22 protein-coding genes are annotated in these 19,988 nt (G+C 64.4%); 15 read left to right on the top strand and 7 right to left on the bottom strand.

Annotation, left to right across the window (positions count from 1 at the left end):
- Positions 1-39 precede the first annotated feature (39 nt).
- On the bottom strand, positions 40-1,326 hold the full coding sequence (eno, locus tag ACWPM1_RS08240; RefSeq protein ID WP_455694354.1) for a phosphopyruvate hydratase: 1,287 nt from the start codon (positions 1,324-1,326) through the stop codon (positions 40-42).
- 131 nt (positions 1,327-1,457) lie between these two features.
- Between eno and ACWPM1_RS08235 the strand changes: the two genes are divergently transcribed.
- The 5 genes from ACWPM1_RS08235 to ACWPM1_RS08215 all read left to right on the top strand — a co-directional run bounded on the left by ACWPM1_RS08235 (position 1,458) and on the right by ACWPM1_RS08215 (position 3,746).
- Positions 1,458-2,105 carry a hypothetical protein gene (locus tag ACWPM1_RS08235; RefSeq protein WP_455694353.1) on the top strand — a complete coding sequence of 216 codons (648 nt, stop codon included), beginning with the start codon at positions 1,458-1,460 and terminating at the stop codon, positions 2,103-2,105.
- A 23-nt stretch (positions 2,106-2,128) separates the two neighbouring features.
- Complete coding sequence (locus ACWPM1_RS08230) at positions 2,129-2,533, top strand: phage holin family protein (protein WP_455694352.1); 405 nt, start codon at positions 2,129-2,131, stop codon at positions 2,531-2,533.
- Complete coding sequence (locus tag ACWPM1_RS08225; RefSeq protein WP_455694351.1) at positions 2,530-2,829, top strand: hypothetical protein; 300 nt, start codon at positions 2,530-2,532, stop codon at positions 2,827-2,829. The genes ACWPM1_RS08230 and ACWPM1_RS08225 overlap by 4 nt, the downstream gene beginning before the upstream one ends.
- A gap of 65 nt (positions 2,830-2,894) precedes the next feature.
- Positions 2,895-3,422, top strand: coding sequence for a hypothetical protein (locus ACWPM1_RS08220; RefSeq protein WP_455694350.1), 528 nt, complete (start codon positions 2,895-2,897; stop codon positions 3,420-3,422).
- 93 nt (positions 3,423-3,515) lie between these two features.
- On the top strand, positions 3,516-3,746 hold the full coding sequence (locus ACWPM1_RS08215; protein ID WP_455694349.1) for a DUF4170 domain-containing protein: 231 nt from the start codon (positions 3,516-3,518) through the stop codon (positions 3,744-3,746).
- A 46-nt stretch (positions 3,747-3,792) separates the two neighbouring features.
- Here the strand turns inward: ACWPM1_RS08215 and greA are convergent, their stop codons facing one another.
- From greA to carA, 4 genes are all read right to left on the bottom strand, one after another.
- Positions 3,793-4,269 (bottom strand): transcription elongation factor GreA, encoded by a 477-nt coding sequence (greA, locus tag ACWPM1_RS08210; RefSeq protein ID WP_455694348.1) that lies wholly within the window; start codon positions 4,267-4,269, stop codon positions 3,793-3,795.
- Positions 4,270-4,381: 112 nt separating this feature from the next.
- The gene (gene carB, locus ACWPM1_RS08205; RefSeq protein ID WP_455694347.1) at positions 4,382-7,708 is read right to left on the bottom strand and encodes a carbamoyl-phosphate synthase large subunit; all 3,327 of its coding nucleotides are present in this window, start codon (positions 7,706-7,708) and stop codon (positions 4,382-4,384) included.
- A complete protein-coding gene (locus ACWPM1_RS08200; RefSeq protein WP_455694346.1) occupies positions 7,708-8,145 on the bottom strand; it encodes a hypothetical protein in 438 nt (145 codons plus the stop codon). The genes carB and ACWPM1_RS08200 overlap by 1 nt, the downstream gene beginning before the upstream one ends.
- Positions 8,142-9,302, bottom strand: coding sequence for a glutamine-hydrolyzing carbamoyl-phosphate synthase small subunit (gene carA, locus ACWPM1_RS08195; RefSeq protein ID WP_455694345.1), 1,161 nt, complete (start codon positions 9,300-9,302; stop codon positions 8,142-8,144). The genes ACWPM1_RS08200 and carA overlap by 4 nt, the downstream gene beginning before the upstream one ends.
- A gap of 121 nt (positions 9,303-9,423) precedes the next feature.
- Here carA and ACWPM1_RS08190 point away from each other — a divergent pair, with 121 nt between their 5' ends.
- Genes ACWPM1_RS08190 through rpoD form a run of 4 tightly spaced genes read left to right on the top strand, consistent with a single transcriptional unit; the run spans position 9,424 to position 14,595 of the window.
- A complete protein-coding gene (locus ACWPM1_RS08190; protein ID WP_455694344.1) occupies positions 9,424-9,876 on the top strand; it encodes a GatB/YqeY domain-containing protein in 453 nt (150 codons plus the stop codon).
- An 11-nt stretch (positions 9,877-9,887) separates the two neighbouring features.
- Positions 9,888-10,610 (top strand): hypothetical protein, encoded by a 723-nt coding sequence (locus ACWPM1_RS08185; RefSeq protein WP_455694343.1) that lies wholly within the window; start codon positions 9,888-9,890, stop codon positions 10,608-10,610.
- A 38-nt stretch (positions 10,611-10,648) separates the two neighbouring features.
- On the top strand, positions 10,649-12,538 hold the full coding sequence (gene dnaG, locus ACWPM1_RS08180; RefSeq protein ID WP_455694342.1) for a DNA primase: 1,890 nt from the start codon (positions 10,649-10,651) through the stop codon (positions 12,536-12,538).
- 11 nt (positions 12,539-12,549) lie between these two features.
- Positions 12,550-14,595, top strand: a complete 2,046-nt coding sequence (gene rpoD, locus ACWPM1_RS08175; protein ID WP_455695143.1) for an RNA polymerase sigma factor RpoD — start codon at positions 12,550-12,552, stop codon at positions 14,593-14,595.
- A 9-nt stretch (positions 14,596-14,604) separates the two neighbouring features.
- Here the strand turns inward: rpoD and ACWPM1_RS08170 are convergent, their stop codons facing one another.
- Positions 14,605-15,900, bottom strand: a complete 1,296-nt coding sequence (locus tag ACWPM1_RS08170; RefSeq protein WP_455694341.1) for a sensor domain-containing phosphodiesterase — start codon at positions 15,898-15,900, stop codon at positions 14,605-14,607.
- A gap of 116 nt (positions 15,901-16,016) precedes the next feature.
- Between ACWPM1_RS08170 and rpiB the strand changes: the two genes are divergently transcribed.
- The 6 genes from rpiB (at position 16,017) to ACWPM1_RS08140 (ending at position 19,524) form a co-directional block, all read left to right on the top strand.
- Entirely contained in the window at positions 16,017-16,469 is a 453-nt protein-coding gene (gene rpiB, locus ACWPM1_RS08165) for a ribose 5-phosphate isomerase B (RefSeq protein WP_455694340.1), read from the top strand.
- Positions 16,466-17,794 (top strand): serine hydroxymethyltransferase, encoded by a 1,329-nt coding sequence (glyA, locus tag ACWPM1_RS08160; protein ID WP_455694339.1) that lies wholly within the window; start codon positions 16,466-16,468, stop codon positions 17,792-17,794. The genes rpiB and glyA overlap by 4 nt, the downstream gene beginning before the upstream one ends.
- 2 nt (positions 17,795-17,796) lie before the next feature.
- A complete protein-coding gene (locus tag ACWPM1_RS08155) occupies positions 17,797-18,030 on the top strand; it encodes a hypothetical protein (RefSeq protein ID WP_455694338.1) in 234 nt (77 codons plus the stop codon).
- Positions 18,031-18,043: 13 nt separating this feature from the next.
- Positions 18,044-18,505 (top strand): transcriptional regulator NrdR, encoded by a 462-nt coding sequence (gene nrdR / locus ACWPM1_RS08150; protein WP_455694337.1) that lies wholly within the window; start codon positions 18,044-18,046, stop codon positions 18,503-18,505.
- Positions 18,489-19,226 carry an RNA methyltransferase gene (locus ACWPM1_RS08145; RefSeq protein ID WP_455694336.1) on the top strand — a complete coding sequence of 246 codons (738 nt, stop codon included), beginning with the start codon at positions 18,489-18,491 and terminating at the stop codon, positions 19,224-19,226. Before nrdR ends, ACWPM1_RS08145 begins: the two co-directional genes overlap by 17 nt.
- A 76-nt stretch (positions 19,227-19,302) precedes the next feature.
- The gene (locus ACWPM1_RS08140; RefSeq protein ID WP_455694335.1) at positions 19,303-19,524 is read left to right on the top strand and encodes a hypothetical protein; all 222 of its coding nucleotides are present in this window, start codon (positions 19,303-19,305) and stop codon (positions 19,522-19,524) included.
- Here ACWPM1_RS08140 and ACWPM1_RS08135 read toward each other — a convergent pair.
- Positions 19,511-19,849: a chorismate mutase gene (locus ACWPM1_RS08135; RefSeq protein ID WP_455694334.1), complete on the bottom strand. Its 339-nt coding sequence runs from the start codon at positions 19,847-19,849 to the stop codon at positions 19,511-19,513. The genes ACWPM1_RS08140 and ACWPM1_RS08135 overlap by 14 nt on opposite strands.
- Between the last annotated feature and the right edge of the window lie 139 nt (positions 19,850-19,988).

Here is a 19,988-nt window from a genome sequence, read left to right as displayed (position 1 = left end):
TAGACGCTAAGCCGCCAACGTTAGCAAGCGGTCGTGCGATCAGCCGGCGAGACGGCCGAAGCAGCCGCGACCCGCGTAGTGCGCGCTTGGGCCCAGCTCTTCCTCGATGCGGATCAGCTGGTTGTACTTCGCCAGCCGGTCTGAACGCGCGAGGCTGCCGGTCTTGATCTGGCCGCAGTTGGTCGCGACCGCGAGGTCTGCAATGGTGGCGTCCTCGGTCTCGCCCGAGCGGTGGCTCATCACGGCGGTGTATCCCGCGCGCTGCGCCATGCTCACCGCCTCGAGCGTTTCGGTCAGCGTGCCGATCTGGTTGACCTTGACCAGCAGCGAATTCGCGAGGCCCTTGCCGATGCCCATCTCCAGGCGGCGCGGATTGGTCACGAACAGGTCGTCGCCGACCAGTTGCACCCGGTCGCCCAGCTTGTCGGTGACTGCCTTCCACCCTTCGAAGTCGTCCTCGCTCATCCCGTCCTCGATCGAACGGATGGGATAGTCGGCGCACAGCGCGGCGAGGTAGTCGGCCATTTGCACCGGAGTGAGCGACAGCCCTTCCCCGCTGATCTCGTAGTTGCCATCCTTGAAGAACTCGGTCGCCGCGCAGTCGAGCGCGAGCGCGATCTCCTCGCCGGGCTTGAAGCCAGCCCGCTCGATCGAGGCCATGATGAAGTCGAGCGCGGCGCGGGTGCTGGCAAGGTTCGGCGCGAAGCCGCCCTCGTCGCCGACAGCGGTAGCCAGCCCTTTGTCGTGGAGCCCCTTCTTGAGGGTGTGGAACACCTCGGCGCCCCAGCGCACCGCCTCGGTCAGGCTGTCGGCGCCGACCGGCATGATCATGAACTCCTGGAAGTCGATCGGGTTGTCGGCGTGCTCGCCGCCGTTGATGATGTTCATCATCGGCACCGGCAACACGTGCGCCGCGACCCCGCCGACGTAGCTGTAAAGCGGCAACCCGCGCGCGTCCGCCGCCGCCTTGGCGATGGCGAGGCTCGCCCCGAGGATGGCGTTGGCGCCGAGGCGGCTTTTGTTCTCGGTGCCGTCGAGATCCAGCATCGCGAGGTCGATATCGCGTTGGTCCTCGGCCTCGAGGCCTACCAACAGGTCGCGCAGCTCGCCGTTTACCGCCGCGACTGCCTTGGTGACGCCCTTGCCGAGGTAGCGTCCGGCATCGCCGTCGCGCAGCTCGACCGCTTCGTGCGCTCCGGTGGAGGCGCCGGACGGCACCGCCGCGCGGCCGAGGCTGCCGTCTTCCAGCTGCACGTCGACCTCGACCGTCGGATTGCCGCGGCTGTCGAGAATCTCGCGGCCGTGGATGTCGATGATCGCGGTCATGGGGGACTCCGTCGAAGGGTGTTGTATATGGGCAAGACACTGCCCATATCGGGGCAGCCGCCCTCTATGCGGCGGAACTATGCGGCGCAAGTTGCGTTGCAGCATCGACCCGTCCGGACCCGCCGGATGCGATGAATTGTGCACTCGAGGGCAAGAAGGATAAGACGATGGCCGAAGCCACCCAGACCCCCAAGAAAACCACTCGTAAGGCGCCTGCCAAGCTGGCCGGCGGATCGGCCGGCAGTGCGCGCAAGGCTTCGTCGGCAGGTGCAGCCGCTGCTGCCCCGTCGCTGACCGCCAGCAACACGGCCGAAGCCAAGGGGCGCTTCAACGCAGCCCTGCAGGAAGCCAAGGCCGGCGCCGCGGCGCTTCGCTCCGAAGCCGCCGAACGCGCCGCCGCGTACCGCAACCAGGCCCGCACCCAGAGCGAAGGCTGGGTCGCCGACGCGAAGACCTATGGCGAGCAGGCCAAGGGCCGCGCCGGCGAACTTGCGACCGACGGCAAGGGCAAGCTCGCCGAAGCGATCGCCACGCTCGGCCGGGCCATCTCGGACACTGCCCCCACGGTCGACGATCGCCTGGGCGCCAAGTACGGCGACTACGCCCGCACGGCCTCGCGCTCGTTGCAGGATTATTCGACCCGGCTCGACCAGCGCAGCGTCGACGAACTGGGCGAGGACGCGCGCGAGTTCGTCCGCAAGAGCCCTGGCCTCGCGGTCGGCATGGCCGCCGTTGGCGGGTTCCTGTTGGCACGGCTGTTCCGCGGTTCTAACGACTGAACCCTCCTGTCCAGGAGGGGCATTTGAACGAAGACAATGCGGGTACTGACATGCCGGTCGACGATGAACCGTCGGCCGGCATCGCCGCGCCTGCTGACGATTCGCTGATCGACGACGTCCGCAATCTCGTCGACGACGGGAAGACTTACCTCGAAGCCGAACTGCAGTATCAGAAGTCGCGCGCGGCGCTCGTCGCGGACCGCGGAAGGTCGGGGGCCATCTACGGGGCCATCGCGCTGGCGCTGGTCCACCTTGCGCTTGTGGCGCTGGTCGTGGGCCTTGTCATCGCTCTCACGCCGCTGATCACCGCCTGGGGCGCGACCGCCGCGGTCGTAGGCGTGCTGACGGTGGTCGCGGGCATCTTCGCCGTGAAGGCGAAGGGCAAGTTTGCGAGCATATCGGGCGCCCTCAACGGGACGGGCGAATGAGCGATTTCCTCGAACGGCAGCTTCGCGAGGACCGCATGCTGCGTGATGCCGCGCGCGCAATGGTCGAAGCCGATGTCGCCTACTTGCGGGCCAACCTAGCTGGACGCAGCATTCCAAACCGGATCGCTGACCGCATCGGCGAAGGCGCGCAGGACGCGATGGATGAAGCCGCCGAGCTGGCTGAGCAGCACCGCGGCGTCCTGGCCGCGGCGATCGGCGCACTGATCCTGTGGTTTGTGCGCCATCCCCTCATAAACTTAGTGCTCGGCGAAAACGCGAATGACGAAGACGAGTGAGCGGAACGCAACGTGCACGAAGGCCGTTGAACGTTAGATATCCGTAAACATGGGAGTTTGGCATCATGGCCACTACGCAAAAGCGCACGACCAAGCCCAAGGCAAACAGCGCGAAGCGCACAGAACTCAAAGACAAGGTAGATGCCGCGCAAAAGCGCAACCAGGCGCGGAGCGAGGATCGCTCGCTTGGCGACTACGCCCGCGATGCCGGCAGCAGCGCCACCTCGTTCGTGAAAGAGCATCCGATCACCACCGTGGTCGGCGGCCTCGCGCTCGGCGTCCTGATTGCTTCAGTTGTCCCTGGCCCCGGCCGCCGGCTCCGCAAGAAGGCCAGCGCACGCAGCGCCGTCCTCGCCGGGGCGTTGGCCGACCTTGCCATCACTTATGGCAGCCAACTTCTCGAAGGAGCGGAGAAAGCCGCCAGCACTGGGCGTGACCGGCTCGGCGACCTCGGCAGTTCGATCGGCGACGGCGCGCGCAGCGCCGGGCGCGATGCAAGCAGCGCCGCGGGCAAGGCCGGCGACTCTGCGAGCGAGATCGGCAAGGCGGCCATGCGCACGTTGAAGGATCTGCGCTCGCGCATGGCGCACTGATCCAGTCGTAATAAGCGAAAGCGGCGCGGCGGGCTTCCCCTGCCGCGCCGCTTTGCCTATGGGCGCGCCGAATTCTCCCCAAGGACCCCGATAATGACCGAGAAGAAGCAGCTTCTGCATCTGGTGATGGGCGGTCGCGTGACCGACCCGCAGACGATGCAGTTCGAAGATTTGAACGCGCTCGACGTGGTCGGCGTGTTTCCCGACTACGGAAGCGCACTCGACGCGTGGCGCGGGGCAGCGCAGCGTACGGTCGACGATGCCGCGATGAAGTACGTCATCGTCCACCTGCACAAGTTGCTTAGCCCGGACGCCGGGGCCTAAGGGCGGAACCCCGAGATCAGACCTGGCCCCCTCGGCTGGCAGCGCGTTAGATGAACTCGATCTTCTCGACCGTGTAGAACTTGTCGCCCGAGGGCACGGTGACCTCGATGTCGTCGCCCACCTTGCGGGTGATGAGCGCGCGGCCGAGCGGCGAATTGTAGCTGATCCGCCCGACCTTGGCGTCGGCCTCGGTCTGACCGACGATCTGGTAGCGCACCGGCTTGTCCTCATCGTCCTTCAGCGTCACGGTCGCGCCGAACATGATGCGGTCGCCCGACAATGACGCCGGGTCGATTATCTGTGCGCGGCCGATGCGGTCTTCCAGATCGGCAATCATCGCCTCGACCTGGCCCTGTCGCTCCTTCGCGGCGTGATACTCGGCATTCTCCGAGAGGTCGCCGTGGGCGCGCGCTTCCTCGATTGCATCGACGATCTGCGGGCGTTCGGCGCGCAAGGCCTTAAGGTCGGCGTGGATCCGCTCATAGCCCTCGGCCAGCATCGGCACCTTTTCCATCGTAGCCATCTTTCCGTTTTTTCTCTCTTTGTCTCGCAAATTCTCGGACAATTCGCGGCCCCGCCGTGCTTTCAAACGGCGCCGGGCAGTCGCGATGTCGGGGGAGAACGCGTCGTGTGTGTCAGTTATAATAGTCTTGCAGTGGGCGAACCGCAAGCTGACTGGGGCTAACCTCGGTTATGGCCCTGGCCACGGCGAGGCTTGCGGCCGCGGTGGTGTAGTAAGGCACCTTGGTTTCGAGCGCGCTCGCACGGATGGATTTGCTGTCGAGATGCGATTGCCAACCTTCGGTGGTGTTGAAAATCAGCGCCACTTCGCGGTCGATGATCTTGTCGACGATATGCGGTTGCCCCTCGGCAACCTTGTTGATCCGCTCCACCGGCAGGCCCTGCTCCGCGAGGAAGCGCTGAGTGCCGCCGGTGGCAATCGCCGTGAAGCCGTGTTCGATCAGCGTGCGCACGGCCGGCAGGATCGCCGCCTTGTCGCTGTCTTTGACGCTGACGAACAGCACGCCCTTCTCGGGTAGCTTGTCGCCTGCGCCCATCTGGGATTTGAGGAAGGCGGTCGGGAAGTCGCGGTCGATGCCCATCACCTCTCCGGTCGACTTCATCTCGGGCGTGAGCACCGGGTCGGAGCCAGGGAACTTGGCGAATGGGAAGACCGCTTCCTTGACCGCCATGTAATCGAGGTCGCGGCGGAATGGGGGAAAGTTCGACAGCGGCTCGCCCGCCATCACCCGCGCCGCGATCTTGGCCACGGGCTGACCGATGGCCTTGGCGACGAACGGCACTGTCCGGCTGGCCCGCGGATTGACCTCGATGAGGTAGACCTCGCCCTCCTTCACCGCGAACTGGATATTCATCAGGCCCTTGACCTTGAGCGCCCTGGCAAGGAGCTCGGCCTGCCGTTCCATCTCGGCGACGATCTCTGGCGCGAGCGAATAGGGCGGCAGTGTACAGGCGCTGTCGCCGGAATGGACCCCTGCCTCCTCGATATGCTGCATGACCCCTGCGATGCGCACCTCGGTGCCGTCCGAAAGCGCGTCCACATCGCACTCGATCGCGTCGCGCAGGTACTGGTCGACCAGCACCGGGCTGTCGCCGCTCACGTTGACCGCGGTGGCGATGTAGTTGTCGAGCTGCGCCTCGCTGTCGACGATCTCCATCGCCCTCCCCCCGAGCACGTAGCTGGGGCGAAGCAGCACCGGATAGCCGATGCGCGCGGCGACGGCCGCCGCTTCGTCACGGCTCTTGGCGATGCCGTTGGCGGGCTGCTTCAGCTTGAGCTTGTTTACGAGCTTGGCAAACCGTTCGCGGTCCTCGGCGAGGTCGATCGCGTCTGGGCTGGTGCCGAGGATGGGAATGCCCTCGTCCTCTAGGGCCTGCGCGAGCTTGAGCGGCGTTTGGCCGCCGAACTGGACGATAACGCCCACAAGCTCGCCGCGCTGCTGCTCGACGCGGAGGATTTCGAGCACGTCCTCCGCGGTCAGCGGCTCGAAGTAGAGCCGGTCGCTGGTGTCGTAGTCGGTGCTGACCGTCTCCGGATTGCAGTTGACCATGATCGTCTCGAACCCGGCCTCGCTGAGCGCGAAGCAGGCGTGGACGCAGCAGTAGTCGAACTCGATGCCCTGCCCGATGCGATTGGGTCCGCCGCCGAGGATGACGATCTTGCGCTTATCGCTCGGATTAGCCTCGTCTTCGGCCTGGCCGAAGCTCGGGCTCTCGTAAGTCGAGTACATGTAGGGCGTTATCGCCTCGAATTCGGCTGCGCAGCTGTCGATGCGCTTGAAAACGGGTACGACGCCGAGCCGGTGGCGAAGCGCACGGACTTCCGCCTCGGTGGTCGCGCCGGCCATGGCCTTGACCGCATCGTGGAGCAGCCCGTGCTTGCGCGGCGCCATTGTCTCGCCGAGGCCCCCGGCTACCCCCACCGAGCGAACTGCCAGCGTGGCGAGGCGCTGGTCGGAAAAGCCCATCGCCTTCAGCCGCCGTAGCTGTGCCGCGTCGGCCGGCAGCCCCCGCTGCTGTACGACCGCCTCGCAGGCGATGATCTCTTCGATCTGGCGCAAGAACCACGGATCGTAGCCGGTGATGGCGTTGATCGTGGCGACGTCGAATCCTTCGCGGAACGCTTGGCCGACATAGAGCAGGCGGTCAGGCGTTCGCCTCGACAGCGCGGCGCGGATTTCCTCGTGCGGCTTGCCTTCGAGTTCGGGCACGCGGTTGAACCCGTCGAGACCCGTTTCGAGCCCGCGCAGCGCCTTCTGCAGGCTTTCTTGGAAGTTGCGGCCGATCGCCATCACCTCCCCGACGGATTTCATCGCCGTGGCGAGCTCGACCTTGGCGCCCTTGAATTTCTCGAACGCGAAGCGCGGGATCTTGGTGACGACGTAGTCGATCGTCGGCTCGAACGCGGCCGGGGTGGCGCCGGTGATCTCGTTGGCGATCTCGTCGAGCGTGTAGCCGACCGCGAGCTTCGCCGCGACGCGGGCGATGGGGAAGCCGGTCGCCTTCGATGCGAGCGCCGAGGAACGCGAGACGCGCGGGTTCATCTCGATTACGATCAGCCGGCCGGACTTGGGATCGACTGCGAACTGCACATTCGAACCGCCTGTTTCCACGCCGATTTCCCGCAGCACGGCGATGCTCGCCGAGCGCATGATCTGGTATTCCTTGTCGGTCAGGGTCAGCGCGGGAGCGACGGTGATAGAATCGCCGGTGTGAACGCCCATCGGGTCGACGTTCTCGATTGCGCAGACGATGATGGCGTTGTCGGCGCGATCGCGCACGACCTCCATCTCGAACTCTTTCCAGCCGAGTAGCGATTCTTCGATCAGGACTTCTGTGGTGGGGCTGGCGTCGAGGCCCTCACGCACGATGCGCTCGAACTCCGTCTTGTTGTACGCGATGCCGCCGCCAGTGCCGCCAAGTGTGAAACTTGGCCGGATTATCGCCGGTAATCCTGTATTCTGCAGCACATCAAGCGCTTCATTGACACTGTTGGCGACGCCGCTGCGGGCGCTTTCGAGGCCGATCTTGTCCATCGCCTCGCGGAAACGCTGGCGGTTTTCCGCCTTGTCGATCGCGTCGGCATCGGCCCCGATCATCTGCACGCCGTACTTCTCCAGCGTCCCATCGTTGAACAGCGCCAGCGCACAGTTGAGCGCGGTCTGCCCGCCCATCGTCGGTAGCAACGCGTCAGGCCGTTCTTTTTCAATGATTTTGGCGACGATCTCCGGTGTGATCGGCTCGACGTATGTCGCGTCGGCGAACTCGGGATCGGTCATGATCGTCGCCGGGTTGGAGTTGACCAGGACTACCCGGTACCCCTCCTCCTTCAACGCCTTGATCGCCTGCGTGCCCGAATAATCGAACTCGCACGCCTGCCCGATGACGATCGGCCCGGCGCCAATGACAAGGATCGAGGAGATGTCAGTGCGTTTGGGCATTAGAAGCCTTGTGATTCCCGAAGCGCTAACCCCGGCCGTTCGAAAGAGCGAACGCAGCTGATCTGTTCCTTGCTGAGCCCTCCCTTGCCGATATGGAGCGCTGCTACGCCATCCGTGTGATGATTGAGAAGTGCGCGTCCGAGGTGACAGTTACCGACCACCTGGTTCAGCACCTTGTTCGCGTCCGGAACGATGACGGCATCGGCCCCGGTGACATCGAGGTCGTGATCGGTGACGATTTCCCAGCGGTAAAGAGCAAGGACCGCGCGATAGCAACTAAGTCCAGCCTCGGAAGACCGCTTTGCGTTACACTCGGCGGCCTCTTCAGTGCTTTCTAGAAGGACGACCTCGTTCACCTCGGCCTCTGCGGCGTCGCTCGTGCAAGCGAACACAGCGATGGACACCGCGATTGCCAAGGAAGAGTTGAGCAGCCTCATCCCAACATCCCCACGAACTTCTCGAACAAGTAGAAGCTGTCCTGAGGGCCGGGGCTCGCCTCGGGGTGGTACTGGACGCCGAAAGCCTTTTTGCCCGTCAGCGAAATTCCGCAGTTCGAGCCGTCGAACAGGCTGACGTGAGTTTGCTCGACTCCTTCAGGCAGCGCGGTGTTGTCGACCGCGAAGCCGTGGTTCATCGAGGTGATCTCGACCACGCCGTCGGCGAGGCGTTTGACCGGGTGGTTCGCGCCGCGGTGGCCCTGGTGCATCTTGGTGGTCTGCGCTCCGGCAGCGAGGCCCAAAAGCTGATGGCCGAGGCAGATGCCGAACACCGGCAGGTCTCGCTCGATCAACGCCTGGATCACCGGCACCGCGTATTCGCCGGTGGCCGCCGGGTCGCCGGGGCCGTTGGAGAGGAACACGCCGTCGGGCTTCAGCGCCTCGATCTCCGCGAGCGAGGTCTTCGCCGGCACCACCGTCACCCGCGCACCGGCCTTCGCCAGGTTGCGGAAGATGTTGTCCTTGCTACCGTAGTCTATCGCGACGACATGCGGCTTGCTGTTCCACTCTGCCCGCCCGTAGCCCTTGCCGAGTTCCCAATAGCCCCCGCCCCACTGCTCCTGCTTCTCGCGAGTAACTCGCGGGGCGAGATCCATGCCCTCGAGCCCCGGCCATTCGCGCGCGCGCTTCAGCAGCTTGGCGAGGTCGAACTTGCCCTTGGGCTGGTACGAGATCACCGCATTAGGCGCTCCTTGCAGCCTTATGCGCCGGGTAAGCGCTCTGGTGTCCACTCCAGACAGCCCTATGCGGCCCTTGGCGGCGAGCCAGTCGCCGAACTCCTGCTCGGCGCGGAAGTTCGAGTGCGGGGTCACTTCCTGCCGCACCACACAGCCAACCGCGCCCTCGACATTCGACTCGATGTCTTCGCCATTGGCGCCGACGTTGCCAATGTGCGGGAAAGTGAAAGTGACGATCTGCGCGGCGTAGGAAGGATCGGTCATCACTTCCTGGTAGCCTGTCATAGCGGTGTTGAAGCACACTTCGCCCACCGCCTCGCCGACCGCACCGAAGCCCTTGCCCCAAATGACCGTTCCGTCAGCCAATACCAGCACGCCGGTCGCTCCCTCAGGTTGCGCAGGCGTATTGGCGGCGGCCATGGGGCTCTCCGAGTCAGTGTTTCCGGCGATGTCGCTAAGTCCCAGCCGCTAGGGCCGGTTCCTTGTAGCGTCAACCCGCGCTAAGCGGCGCGTGCACATCTAGTTCGAAAGGCAAGATAGGATGATCCGCGATACCATCAAGCAGGCCCAGATCGACGCGATGAAAGGCGGCGACAAGGAACGCCTGGCCGCGGTGCGCCTGATCCTCGCCAAACTGAAGGACCGCGATATTGAGTTGCGTACTGCCACGCAGAAGCCTGACGACGACGCGATGGTCGTGGAAACCTTGCAGAAAATGGCGAAGCAGCGCCGAGAGTCGATAACCATGTTTGTTGACGGCAATCGCGAAGAACTCGCCGAGCAGGAGCGCAAGGAACTCAAGGTTATCGAAGAGTTCCTGCCGCAGCAGCTTTCGGAGGAGGAGACGCAAACCGCGATCGTCGAGATCAAATCAACCTTAAGTGCTGAATCCATTAAGGATATGGGCCGCGTGATGGCGGAACTAAAGGCGCGCCACGGGACTGTCCTCGACATGCAGACCGCCAGTCGGCTGGTCAAAGAGGCATTGTCGTAAGGGAACCACCCATGAGGAAATTGCTGACCGCATCAGCGCTCACGCTCGCGCTCGCGGGCTGTTCGGACGATCCAAGCCCGCGCGAAGTGCAGGATCGGGAGGTGACCGACCTCAACCGCAGCAATTCGCACAGCGAGGCGGTTGCCAAGGCGAAGTCGTTCCCCGCGGGCGACATGACCGAGTTCACCTTGGGCGGCCGGATCGGCGAGAGGACCAGCGCGATGAGCAATTCGGCGGGCAACTTCGCCGACCTGCGCGGCTTCGTGGCTTGCCCCCAAGGGGTCGATCCGTGCGACCCCAAGACTGCGCCCGCGGGCACGGTCTACACCTATGCCTTGGTTGTCTATCCAGGCGGCGACAACGACGATGATACAGGGGTCGGCCGGGGAAACACCGCGAGCGATATCGAACGAGGCACCGCCTTCCGCATGACGATGCCGGCACACGGGTTCACCGGCAAGGCGGGCTACGCCAAGCCCGAGGCGCTCGCCGCGATCGGCCCAAAGGCCGACGTCGTAGTGAGTTGCGACGCCGGCAAGATTGTCTGGACCGTCAGTGCCGGCGACGGGGGCAATCAGTGGGAGCAGAAGGAACCGCTCACTTTCTACTGGCAAAGCACCCTGCCCCCGGCCGGCCAGGCCAGGGCCTATGTTTTCGACGCCGATAGCACTTCGGCTGCCGGTAGCGGGCCTTATCCGGCAGCCAAGGAAGCCGTGGCGAACGCCTGCGCGTGAGGTTGCATCCGGAGCCGATTCGCCCGCATTGAGGGTGTATGGCGCTATCCCCGCAATGGCTTGACGAACTGCGCGCGCGGGTGACGCTGAGCTCAGTGGTGATGCGGACTACCAAGCTTCAGCGGGCGGGAAGCGAGTGGAAGGCGTGCTGCCCTTTTCATAACGAGAAGTCGCCGAGCTTCACGGTGAGCGATTCGAAGGGCTTCTACCACTGCTTCGGCTGCGGCGCGCACGGCGACGTGATCCGCTGGATGACCGACCAGCGCGGCCTTGCGTTCATGGACGCGGTCAAGGAACTGGCCGCCGAGGCGGGGCTCGAGGTGCCCGCGGCCGATCCGCGCGCGGCGCAGAAAGCCGAGCAGCAGGCTGGTCTGCACGAGGTAATGCAGGCGGCGCAGGAGTTTTTCCGCACCAGCCTCGAAACACCCGCCGGGAGTAAAGCGCGGGACTACCTCAAGTCCCGCGGGTTCGACGCGCACACCGAGCAGCGCTTCGGATTCGGCTATGCGCCTAATGCCCGCAATGCAGTCGCCGGAGCGCTGGAGCGTTACGATCGGGCGATGCTGGTCGAGGCAGGCTTGCTGATCGCGGTCGACGACAAGGAGCCCTACGACCGGTTCCGCGACCGACTGACGATCCCGATCCACGACGCACGCGGTCGCGTAATCGGCTTTGCCGCCCGAATTCTGGACGCGGACAAGAAAGATGCCCCGAAGTATCTCAATTCACCGGACACGCCGCTGTTCGACAAGGGCCGTACACTCTTCAACTTGCATCGCGCCGGTCCCGCCTCGCGCAAACGAGATCGCGTCGTGGTGGTTGAAGGACAGATGGACGCTGTGGCGATGGCGGCCGCAGGTTTCGAGGAAGTAGTCGCGCCGATGGGCACCGCGCTCACCGAGCGCCAGCTCGAGATGCTGTGGCGGCTGACCGATGCGCCGATCCTCTGCTTCGATGGCGACAGCGCGGGGCAACGGGCAGCGATGCGGGCAATCGAGAGATCGTTGCCGATGCTTGCTCCCGCCAAAACCTTGAGCATCGTGAGCCTGCCCACCGGACTCGATCCCGACGACTTGATCAAGCAGCAGGGTGCGGCAGCGATGGAGGCCTTGCTGGGCGATCCGACGAGCCTCATTGATACCCTTTGGGCATACGAACGAGGGGCTACACCGCTGCGTACACCAGAGGACAAGGCCGGTCTCAAGGAGCGGCTTGTCTCGCACTGCGACGCGATCCAGCAGCCGGACATCCGGTCGCTCTATCGTCGTGAGCTGCTGGAAAGGTTCTCCGCGTTCGCCTTCCCGCCCCGTCCACCACGAGAGAAACGCGAATGGAAAAGCGGTTTCGCGAAGCCAGGCAACCCTGTCCTCGATCCTGTGGCCGCGAACCGGCTCCGGAGAGCAGCGGATGGTGGCGCGCGCGACGCGCTGGCGAGTGCCGTGATTGCCGGCCTGCTGAAGTTCCCCGACCAGATCCTCGTCCACGCCGAGCCGCTCGGTCGGTTCGCTCAAAGTGGCGGAAGCGCCGGCCAGGAGCTTGAATCGCTCGTCGAGGCTGCAGAGATGCTTGATCCGGCTGAAAATACGCCCATATCCGCGCTGCAGGACTTCGCCCCGCCACCGGACAGCTCTCGCTATGCCTTTCTTGATGAAGGCGCCGATCCGCAAGTAGCGCGCGAAGAACTGGCCGAAGCCGTGTCGCTGCTGGTCGAACGGCCCGCCCTGGAAGCCGCCCTGGCGGCCGCCACGGCGCGCTTTGCGACCGATCCGGAGGCCGCATTCGCCGAGCAGCAGCGGCTGCTCAAACGAAAGCTGGCGTTCGAGAAACGACTCGGGCTAATGGCGAGCCGCAGGGCCGCGACCGCGGCCCTGTCCGATTCAGACTCTCCGCCGGTGCCCACCGGCGCCGCGGACGAGGGCAGCGAGTGACACAAGACGAAATGGCCACCCAGGAAGATACCGAGGGCAAAGATGATGCCGCCATCATCGACCTCAACGAGGCCTCCATCAAGAAGCTGATCGCGAAGGCGAAGCGGCGTGGCTATGTGACGGTCGACGAACTCAACGAAGCGTTGCCGCAAGATGAATTGTCGAGCGAGCAGATCGAGGATGTCATGTCCGCGATCAGCGAGATGGGCGTCAACATCGTCGAAACGGACGAGGACGCCGAGGCCGAGGCCGACAACGAAGAAGATGCCGACGAGATCGGTAACGACGACGAAGACGACGACGACGGCGCGTCGAACAAGCCGTCGAAGCCCGCTGCGGCCGCCAAGAAGAAGGAAACCGTTGAGCGCACGGACGATCCGGTGCGGATGTATCTTCGCGAGATGGGCGCAGTCGAGTTGCTCAGCCGTGAAGGCGAGATCGCCATCGCCAAGAGGATCGAGGCTGGCCGCGACATGATGATCATGGGCTTGTGCGAAAGCCCGATCACCTTCCACGCGATCATCCTGTGGTCCGAGGCGCTCAACAGCGAGGAAATGCAATTGCGCGAGATCCTCGATCTCGACGCGATGCTGTCCAAGGAGCCTCCGGTCGAGAAGATGGAGGAAGGCGCCGAGGACGACGACGAAGAAGCCGAGATCTCCGAGGCGACCGCAGGACCGACCTACAAGGAAGAGGAAGAGGTCGAGGAAGCCGAAGAGGAAGTCGACGAGGACGACGAGGACGGCGAGGCCCGCCCCCGCCGCCGCGAGGAGGAAGAGGAGGAGGACAACACCCTCTCTCTCGCGCAAATGGAAGCGCAGCTGAAGCCAGCTGCGCTCGAGACATTCGCGCGCATCACATCGCTGTTCAAGAAGTTCGAGAAACTTCAGGCGGAGCGAGTGGAAATCCTCGGCGCTGGCCAGGATTACCCTGCGGCGAAGGAAAAGAAGTACGAGGCGCTGCGCGAAGAACTGACTGCCGAGGTCGAGAGCGTGCAGTTCCACGCGACCAAGATCGAGTTCCTGGTCGACAATCTCTACTCGTTCAACCGGAGATTGACCACGCTTGGCGGCCAGATGCTGCGCCTTGCCGAACGCCACAAGGTCAAGCGGGCGGACTTCTTGAACGTCTACATCGGCAACGAACTCGACGACGCCTGGCTTCAGGAAAATGCGGAAAAGGACAAGAAGTGGGCCGCCTTCGCCGAGAAGGAAGCCGACGCGGTAGAGCGCATCCGCGCCGAGATCGCCGATATCGCGACCGCCACCGGCATGTCGCTCCCCGAGTTCCGCCGCATCGTCAACATGGTCCAGAAGGGCGAGCGAGAGGCGCGCATCGCCAAGAAGGAAATGGTCGAGGCGAACCTGCGCTTGGTGATCTCGATCGCTAAAAAGTATACCAACAGGGGCCTGCAATTCCTTGATCTCATTCAGGAAGGTAATATTGGGCTGATGAAGGCGGTCGACAAGTTCGAGTACCGGCGCGGCTACAAGTTCAGCACGTATGCCACCTGGTGGATTCGCCAGGCGATCACCCGTTCTATCGCCGATCAGGCACGTACGATCCGCATCCCGGTGCACATGATCGAGACGATCAACAAGCTGGTGCGCACCAGCCGCCAGTTCCTCCACGAACAAGGCCGCGAGCCTACGCCCGAGGAGATGGCGGAGCGCTTGAGCATGCCGCTCGAGAAGGTCCGCAAGGTTATGAAGATCGCCAAGGAGCCGATCAGCCTCGAGACCCCGATTGGCGACGAGGAAGATAGCCACCTGGGCGACTTCATTGAAGATAAGAACGCCGTGATCCCGGTCGACGCCGCGATTCAGTCCAACCTCAAGGAAACCGTCACCCGGGTGCTCGCCTCCCTCACGCCGCGCGAGGAACGTGTGCTCCGCATGCGCTTCGGCATCGGCATGAACACCGACCACACGTTAGAGGAAGTCGGTCAGCAGTTCTCGGTGACCCGCGAACGCATCCGGCAGATCGAGGCCAAGGCCCTCAGGAAACTCAAGCACCCGAGCCGCAGCCGCAAAATGCGCAGCTTTCTCGACCAGTAAGCGCCGGGCTCAGGCCCGGCGGCGGGTCGCTTGAGTTGCGACAGCCGTAGGTGGTGTTTCGGCGGTTTTCGCAGCGCCCATCAGATGCTGCGTCGCCGCAACCACCGGCATCGGTCGCGCGAAGTAATAGCCTTGGCCGTAAGTGAGGCCGAGATCGGCAAGCACTGCGGCTTCTTCGGCGCACTCGACGCCCTCGGCCACCAGCCTGGCGCCGATTGTTTCGGCGAAGCCGACCATCGCCGATGCCAGCGCCCGACGGGCGACGTCGCGGTGGATGTCGCGCGTCAGGCTCATGTCGAGCTTAAGCAGATCGGGTGCCAGTTCGACCAGGTGGCGCATCCCGGCATAACCGGCTCCGACGTCATCAATCGCGATCCGGGCGTGCTTGCGCACCTCACCCAACGCCGCCTGCATTCGCGCGAAGTCGGAGACCTCCTGATGTTCGGTCAGCTCGACGACGAGATTGCGGCCACGGTAGCCCTCTAGCGCGTCGAGGACCTGGCCCGACAGCACCGCTTCAGGCGAAGCATTGATCGAGAGATAGCATTCGGGCGGCACGTGGCCGGCGGTCGCCAGCGCGTTGCGAAACGCGAGCATCTCCAGCTGTACGCCGAGGCCAACTTGCGCGGCCTCGTTGAACCAGCAATCTGGACCGCGCTCCTTGGCGTCGGGGAACCGCGCCAAGCACTCGGCGCCCACCGGGAGGCCACTGGCCAGCGAATGGATCGGTTGGTGCAAGATGGTCAGCGCATTGCTTGCGATCACGCTCTCGACCGCGGCGCGTAGCGCGTCATGGCGCTGGTCGCTCTCAAGGGTTCTTTCGATCTGCTCGACCGCGAGCGCCGCGAACGCGCGTAGAACACCCACGTCGCGCTCGGTCATCGTGCGGTCGGGTTTGCGGCTGAGACAGCAGAAGCTGCCATAAACCGTGCCGTCGGACAGCCGCAGCGGAGTGTTGAGGTGGCAGCCCACCGGCAGGAAGTCGGTGATCGCCATCGTTTGGGTGAACGGGTGATCCGAGGGGTCCTGGATCAGCTCGGGCAGCCGCCCTTCAGCTATGTGCCAGCAATAGCTGTTCTCGCGCGGGTCGATGAACCCCGGCCCCATCGGCAGCTCGAGATCGGAATCAACGTGGGTCAGTTCCTTCATGCCCCCCTCGAGGTAACGCGATACGAAGGCGATCTCGGTTCCGAGATGCTCGCGCACAGCGCGCAAGATCCGGTCGATCGAGCCGTTCTGGACAGGCTGCTGGGGCTGCGCGGCCGCGACCAGCGGCGCAAAGGCTTGAGGGTTGAGAGCGACCATGCTTGTCGGGGTAATCGAAACTCCTTAACCGACCTTCAAACCGGAAGCATACCGCCAGTGGAATGCGTTGCTAAGCGGGGTGGAGAGAATCGCCGGCAGCGCCTATGGCGCCAGCCATGCGCATCGCCATCGCTTCTGATCATGCCGCCGTCGACCTCAAGTCGGCGTTGCGCGAGTGGCTGATTAGCGAGGGGCACGAGGTCGCGGACCTCGGGCCAGATAGCCACGACAGCGTGGATTACCCTGACTTCGGTTATAGCTTGGCCGGCGTTGTCGCCGACGGCACGGCTGAGCGTGGGATCGCGCTATGCGGATCGGGGATCGGCATCTCGATCTCGGTCAATCGCAACCCGGCCGTGCGTTGCGCGCGCGTTGACGAGCCGCTTTCGGCCGCCCTCGCCCGCGAGCACAACGACGCCAATGTGATCGCGCTCGGCGCCCGGCTGGTCGGCATCGACATGGCCAAGGCCTGCATCGCCGCGTTTCTCGGCACCGATTTCGGCGGCGGGCGCCACCAGCGCCGCGTCGACAAGCTTTCTGCCCCGCCCCCCTTCAAGGAGATGGCATGACTCAGGCCGCTACTATTTCGCGTGACGATACCGCCGCCGATCCGTTGGCCCGGTTCTGGGGGGACGATCTGGCCGCCGCCGATCCCGCGGTCGCCGAGGCGATCCGCGACGAGCTCGACCGCCAGCGGAACCGCATCGAGCTGATCGCGAGCGAGAACATCACCAGCCGCGCGGTGCTCGAGGCTACCGGCAGCGTGTTCACGAACAAGTATGCCGAGGGCTACCCGGGCAAGCGCTACTACGGCGGCTGCGAATATGCCGACGTGGTCGAAAACCTCGCGATCGAGCGCGCCAAGCAGCTGTTCGGGTGCGAGTTCGCCAACGTCCAGCCCAACAGCGGCAGCCAGATGAACCAGGCGGTGTTTCTCGCGCTGCTCAACCCCGGCGAAACCTTCATGGGGCTCGACCTCAACTCGGGCGGGCACCTCACCCATGGATCGCCGGTCAACATGAGCGGTAAGTGGTTTAATCCGGTCAGCTACGGGGTCCGCCGGGACGACGAGCTAATCGACATGGACGCGGTCGCCGCCACTGCACGGGCGCACCGGCCGAAGCTCATAATCGCCGGCGGCACCGCCTATTCTCGGGTATGGGACTGGGAAACCTTCCGCGCCATCGCAGATGAAGTCGGCGCCTACCTGATGGTCGACATGAGCCACATCGCCGGCCTCATCGCCGGCGGCGCACACCCCTCGCCCGTCCCACACGCGCACGTGACCACCACGACAACTCACAAGAGCCTTCGCGGGCCCCGTTCGGGCGTAATTCTTTGGAATGACGAAGCGCTCACCAAGCCTCTCAATATGGCGGTTTTCCCGGGCCTTCAGGGCGGCCCGCTGATGCATGTCGTCGCCGCCAAGGCGGTCGCATTTGGTGAGGCGTTACGGCCTGATTTCGCCAACTACGCGCAGCGGATCGTCGAGAACGCTCGGGCGCTCGCTGCCGGGGTCGAAGCGGGCGGGCTTCGGGTGGTGTCGGGCGGGACCGACAACCATTCGATGCTGGTCGACCTGACGCCGAAGGACGTCACCGGTAAGGCGGCAGAGCACGGCCTCGATCGCGCTTATCTCACCTGCAACAAGAACGGCATCCCCTACGACACCCGCAGTCCGTTCGTGACCAGCGGCATCCGCCTCGGCACCCCCGCCGGCACCACACGCGGCTTCGGGCCTGACGAGTTCCGAGCGATCGGCAGATTGATCGCCGAAGTCGTCGATGGCCTTTCGCGCAATGGACCAGAGGGGGACGCCCAGGTGGAACAGAGCGTCCGGCGGCGCGTAAGCGAACTGTGTGAGAAGTTTCCCGTCTATCCCGGAAGGAAGTGACCATGGCGAACCCAAACGACAGCAATAACGGCGGCGGCAAGCAAGACTGGGTCGGGGATCTTAAGACCGAAGTCAGCGGCATGGCCAAGGAAGGAATGCATCACCCGTCCACGAAGCCGGTACTCGCGGGAGCGGCAATCGGCGGCGTGGCAGCGCTGCTGCTGCCATTCGTTTCGATCCCGCTCGGTATCGCCGCGGGGACGGGCATCGCGCTTTACAATCGCATCAAGAAGTAGGCTGCACTAGCGAATGCGCTGTCCTTTTTGCGCCCACGAGGATTCGCAGGTCAAGGACAGCCGACCCGCCGAAGATGGCGCCGCGATCCGCCGACGCCGGCAATGCGACGGCTGTGGCGCGCGCTTCACCACGTTCGAGCGGGTGCAATTGCGCGAGGTCGCTGTGGTCAAATCCGGTGACCGTCGCGAACCGTTCGACCGTCGCAAGCTCGAACAGTCGATCATCCTCGCCTGCCGCAAGCGCGGAATCGAGCAGGAGCGGGTCGACCAACTCGTCAGCGGCATCCAGCGCCAACTCGAGACCGCCGGCGAAAGCGAAATCCCCTCCTCGCGGATCGGCGAGCTGGTGATGGAGGGCCTGCGCCGCCTCGATAGTGTCGCCTACATACGCTTCGCCAGCGTCTATCGCGATTTCGGCGAGGCGAAGGACTTCGAGGAATTCGCCGGCAGTGTGCGCGATGTCGGATCGGGTTGAGCCACCCGTCATAGTCCTCGTCCGCCCGCAGCTCGGCGAGAACATCGGCAAGGCGGCGCGGGCCATGCTCAATTTCGGGCTGACGGAGATGCGCCTGGTCGAGCCGCGCGACGGGTGGCCAAACCCCTCCGCCGGCCCCGCAGCCTCCGGCGCAGATGTCGTGCTGGCGGGGGCAGAGACATTTGCCACGACGGCGGAGGCGGTCGCCGACTGTGCGAACGTATATGCGACCACTGTCCGCAAGCGTGGCGTCACCAAGCCGGTGGTCACTCCGGAGCAGGCGGCCGAGGAAACCCACCGGCAGCCCGGCCGAAGCGCGATTCTCTTCGGGCCCGAACGTTCTGGTCTGGAAACCGAGGACGTCGCGCTGGCTCGCGCCATTGTGACCGTCCCGATTAATCCCGAGTTCGGCTCGCTGAATCTCGCCCAGGCCGTGATCCTGGTAGCTTACGAGTGGTCGAAGCGATCATCCGTCATGGACACACCGACGCTAGAGGACCTTTTGCCACCCGCCCCGCAGGAAGAGCTCGAGGGATTGGTGGCGCACTTCGAAGCATTGCTCGAGCCACGGGGCTACTTTCGCCCGGCCACACGCGAGGCCGCCACGCGGCGCACCTTGCGTACCATGCTCACCAAGCCGGGCTGGAATCATCTCGAGGTACGTACTCTGCGAGGAGTTCTCTCGGCGCTGGCGCGAGATCCTGGCGGAAGGCACAATTGAGCCTCGACAGAATCAAGCCGGACCGCTAGGCGGCCAACTCTTTAAAACTGTTGATTTATTGTCGAGGTCGCACTCCATGAAGTTCGCGCTATCCCTAGTTCCCGTGGCTGCTGCCTGCTTGGCAATCCCGGCCGTCGCTCAAGAAGAAACTCCGGTTCAGCAGGGAGAAGCCAAGGAGTCTACGGAGGCCAAGGAGGCCGAAAAGATCTGCAAGCGCGTTGCCCTGGGCATGGACAGCCGTCGCAAGGAACGAGTTTGCCTGACCCCCAGCGAGTGGCGAAAACTCAACCTGCGCTGAGCGGGCTCCGGGCCGGTTGATGCATCCGGTCCCATTCATCGAACTCATACGCGATCGAGGCTTCGACCAGCCGGTCCCACAGCTGTTCGATGGCAGCCGGCGGCAATCCGCGCGTTTGAGCCTCGGCGACGGCCGCCGCGATTACCTGGGCTTTGCGCGCCTCGTCGCGCACCGACGAGCGGTCCGGCTTGATTCGCGCTGCAGCCCGCATGTAGCCGAAGCGCCGCTCGAGTAACGTTATGAGCTCCCGGTCGGTGGCATCCACGCCAGCACGGACTTCGGTCATCGTCTCGCACTGGGCGGGATTCTTATGAGCTTCGAGCATGCGCGCCTGTTGGCGGCCCGCCCCGATTCTGTCGAGAGCGTCGTGCCATCCTCGAGGGTCAAACGGTCGGCGGAATCCTGCGAAGGTCGGTTCCGGACGTTGACAAATGCGCCTCCTGCGGCCAATGGCCCGCCTCGCA

It is taken from the genome of Tsuneonella sp. HG249 (genome assembly GCF_053819205.1).
Note: the sequence above shows the minus strand (reverse complement) of the source record. Positions and strands in the feature narration are given on the sequence as shown.